The 3,985-nt window shown below is 33.3% G+C and carries 4 protein-coding genes and 1 pseudogene; 4 read left to right on the forward strand and 1 reads right to left on the reverse strand.

Annotated features, from left to right (window positions below):
- Positions 1–367 precede the first annotated feature (367 nt).
- On the forward strand, positions 368–634 hold the full coding sequence (locus tag KI356_RS13945) for an ArsR/SmtB family transcription factor (RefSeq protein WP_128280656.1): 267 nt from the start codon (positions 368–370) through the stop codon (positions 632–634).
- 426 nt (positions 635–1,060) lie between these two features.
- Here the strand turns inward: KI356_RS13945 and KI356_RS13950 are convergent, their stop codons facing one another.
- Entirely contained in the window at positions 1,061–1,384 is a 324-nt protein-coding gene (locus KI356_RS13950; protein WP_097903304.1) for a winged helix-turn-helix transcriptional regulator, read from the reverse strand.
- Between the two features lie 124 nt (positions 1,385–1,508).
- On the opposite strand from KI356_RS13950, the gene KI356_RS13955 reads away from it, so the two are divergent.
- The 3 genes and pseudogenes from KI356_RS13955 to KI356_RS13965 all read left to right on the forward strand — a co-directional run.
- Complete coding sequence (locus tag KI356_RS13955) at positions 1,509–2,042, forward strand: NAD(P)H-dependent oxidoreductase (RefSeq protein ID WP_212935698.1); 534 nt, start codon at positions 1,509–1,511, stop codon at positions 2,040–2,042.
- A 135-nt stretch (positions 2,043–2,177) separates the two neighbouring features.
- On the forward strand, positions 2,178–3,680 hold the full coding sequence (locus KI356_RS13960; RefSeq protein ID WP_212935697.1) for a class I adenylate-forming enzyme family protein: 1,503 nt from the start codon (positions 2,178–2,180) through the stop codon (positions 3,678–3,680).
- Between the two features lie 150 nt (positions 3,681–3,830).
- A pseudogene (locus KI356_RS13965) lies at positions 3,831–3,985 on the forward strand (GNAT family N-acetyltransferase); the annotation flags it as partial.

Raw genomic sequence — 3,985 nt, forward strand, 5'->3', positions numbered from 1 at the left:
AGCAAGGAAATAATGGACACCAACAAGAGAATAACGGAAGAGGGTCTCAGCAAGAAAAGAATGGACACCAACAAGAAAACAACGGTAGAGAATATAACCAAGAAAATAAAAAGTCTTAGTAAGAAAATATAGGTAATATAAACGAAAATAACAGGCCTAAAAATGAGGGGGGAAATGTTCCTACCACACAACATCAAGGGGATGGAAAGAAGAATCCATAGAATATTGAGGATGTTTAGGAACCCCTTGAGTTTCAGACCGAAAAGTTTTTTTAATTTTTTTTGAAATGACGGACACAAAATCGTATATCATTTCGAATTATATATATGGATATCATTAATATTTATATAAAAGGGGAGAAAGAAATATGAAAGAAATGTATGAAGAAATCACTGAAGTATTAAAGGTATTGGCGCATCCTGTCCGTTTATCCTTAGTAGAAATAATGCGTACAAAAGGCCCTATTAATGTAACAACAATGTATGAAAAATTACAAATGCCTCAAAGTACAATTAGTCAACATTTATCCAAACTAAGAGCTGCTAAAATCATTACAGGTACTCGGAAAGGATTAGAAATTTATTATGAAGTAACGGACAATCGTACAAAAGCGATATTATTAAGTTTGCTTTAAATGCTGACTGTCTAGACTTCGAAATTAAGAAGAGGATACGAAAGTAATTCTGTAGCTATAATTTTTAAAGATTTTTACACAAGAGCTATATTTATGAATATATGTAATTTTCTTATTAACATTAGTCGTATGCAGTGTTGTTTTTAATTTGTTATACTTCTTAATTACTTTATTTTTATATTATTTTATGCATTTTAATTTATCTAATCCATTTCTTTGTTTGGGTTCTGCCGCATCGCTATCAAGCTGAAGTTTTAATGTGCCACAAAATGAAAATTCTCTTTCACTACAGTTAATTACTTTGAAGAATTAGATTTTTTGTTAGCTTGATAGCGATGTGACGCTCCTCTAGTATGTAAGCTCATAAGAAATCTTGAGATTGCTAAATATAAACGTAGAGTATTTAACAAAGTTGGTAGGGTTCTTTTAGTCATTTAATCTTTTTATCTGATGATCTTTTCCCCATTCACATAGTTCATCCATAATTTGCATTAAAGATTTTCCGTATTCGCTTATTGTGTATTCAACCTTTGGTGGTACTTCTTGATATACAGTACGATGGATAATCCCGTCAGCTTCAAGTTGCCGAAGTTGTTGTGTGAGAACCTTCTGGGTGATACTTGGAATTTCGCGTTTAATTTCATTTGTTCGCATTTTTCCATCCATCAAAATACATAAAATATGAACTTTCCATTTTCCACCGATCACGTCGAGAGTCGTTGTGATTGGGCAGTCATCATTTTGATTCATATAACACCTCCACAGGTACTTCAAGGTTCCTATAGCACTTGAAAGTACGTACTTTTCAATTATATGTAACTCATACATACTAATACGTAAAGGATTGATTAATTTATAAAGGGGATGGGAAATGATGAAAACACTTGTAATTGTAGCACACCCTGATATTGAAAAATCACGAATTAATAAAAGATGGGTAGAAGAACTTGAGAAATATTCGGATGAAATAACGGTGCATGAATTATATAAAGTGGCACCAAATTGGGAATTTAATATTGAAGAGGAGCAGAAGCTGTTAGTAGAGCACGACCGCTATATATTTCAATTTCCACTTTACTGGTATAGCTCGCCACCATTATTAAAAAAATGGTTCGATGATGTATTAACATATGGATTTGCGTACGGATCAAAAGGGGATAAAGTGAAGGGGAAAGAATTTGGTGTAGCTATTTCTATAGGTGGATTAGAAAAAGACTATAACAATAGCGGAATCACAATGAATGAGTTAACGAAACCATTTCACGCTACATGCCTATATACAGGAATGGAATTTATACCTTCATTTTATTTATACGGAGCAGAATATGAAATCAGTGATGAAGAGATTGACATAAGTGCACCAGAGTATGTGCAATATGTTATGAATAAGAAGTATTCTAATATATGAGGAGAAATAGCCATTTACTTGTTAAGTAGATGGCTATTTTTGTATATACATTTAATTCACTAAGTTTAATCTTTAGTAAATGAATAGTTAATCTGATAAAATAAAAAACCTAATATATATAAAGGGGAGTTTTACTTGAGAACGATGCGACAATTATTACAAAAGAGAGCAATGCAATCACCGAATTTGGAAGCACTTGTCGGGGGAGAGAAAAGATATTCGTTTCAACAATATAATGAACGAGTAAACCAGCTTGCACATTACTTGTTACATAACGGTGTGCAGGTAGGAGATCGCATAGGGATTTTATGCAAAAATAATCATCCGTTTCCAAGTGTTATGATGGCAAGCTTAAAAATTGGAGCGGTATTTATTCCGCTTAATCATCAGCTTACTGCTTATGAATTAGAAACGATTGTAAAAGAAGCAAAATTAAAAGTATTAGTTATGGATGATGAATTTAGTGAAGCCTTATTAAAAATTGAAGCAGTTAAAGAAATTCCTTATGTAATTGAGACGACAAAAGAAGGATTTGGCTCATTTGAATTAAAATTAAAGGAACAGCCAATAACAGAGCCGAATGTGGAAGTTCATGAAGAGGATGATGCCATTTACTTATTTACTTCAGGAACGACTGGACAGGCAAAAGCATGTGTAATTGGTCATAAAAACTTACACCATTATTTTACTGAGATTGCGGGGCAAAGAGAAATTCCAGCAGGTGAACGCTTTTTATCAGTGCACCCATTGTTTCATATGAGTGGCGTGCTTTCTATTTTAAATTGTATTTATCATGGCGTTACGATGGTCTTTTTAGCTGATTCGAATCCTACTCTTATTTGGGATAAGATTGAAGAAGAGAAAATTACTACGATGCTTGCGTTCCCAGCTGTTTATAGTTATATGCTTGATGAACTAAATAAACAAGAGCGTAACATTTCGACTTTGAAAGTAGCACAAAGCGGTGGTACAAAAGTACCGGAAACGCTTATTCAAAAATATATGGAAAAAGGAATATACATGGTGCAAGGCTATGGTAGTACAGAAGGTTGGGTCGTAACTTCATGGCATCCAAATATGGGAAAAGAAAAAATGTCTTCTGTAGGGAAGACTCTGAAACATGTAGAGCTGAAAATTGTTCATCCAGAAACAGGTGATGAGCTAACAACGAATGAAGTTGGAGAAATCCACGTAAGAAGTCCTTACATGTTTAAAGGATATTGGAATAACGAAAAGGCGACGGAGAAGGTAGTAAAAGATAATTGGTTTAACATGGGTGACGCCGGCATGATAGATGATGATGGATTCCTACATATTATGGGAAGATATAAAGATGTTATCGTGCACGGTGGTGACAATGTATATCCAGATCAAGTAGAAGATGTAATTCATGAAATAAATGGTGTTCTAGAAGTTGCAGTAGTTGGGATTCCGAATGATTTTTGGGGAGAGATTCCGACAGCGTACATTGTAAAAGACATTCAAACATCTTTAACAGTAGAAGAAATTATTCAGCATTGTAAAGAAAAACTAGCAAGTTATAAAATACCAGAAGTTGTATTTATGGACGCATTACCGAAAAACGCTTTAGGGAAAGTGTTGAAGAGGGAATTGAGAGAAGATGTACTTGTAAAATAAAAAGCTATTAGATAATGAGGAATCCAGTTATGTATAAAGCATAACTGGATTTTTGTTTATAAAAAACATAATAATTTACTAGATTTTGTATTTTGTGTAAGATAATAAAGAATATTCGATTAATAATTAAAGGAAGAGATATAAAAGAAGCTGCCACTATTGCAAGTAGAGACAGAGAGACTTATTATCCGTCCATTTCAAAAAGAGGATTATGAAAGTTGGTTAGATGGATTCAATAAGAGGTTACCATCTCAATATAAATACGATGATGGCTATCATGACATGTCGTCTTCAACAAAAGAATG

Origin of the sequence: Bacillus hominis (genome assembly GCF_018332515.1) — a bacterium.
Classification (GTDB): Bacteria; Bacillota; Bacilli; order Bacillales; family Bacillaceae_G; genus Bacillus_A; species Bacillus_A hominis.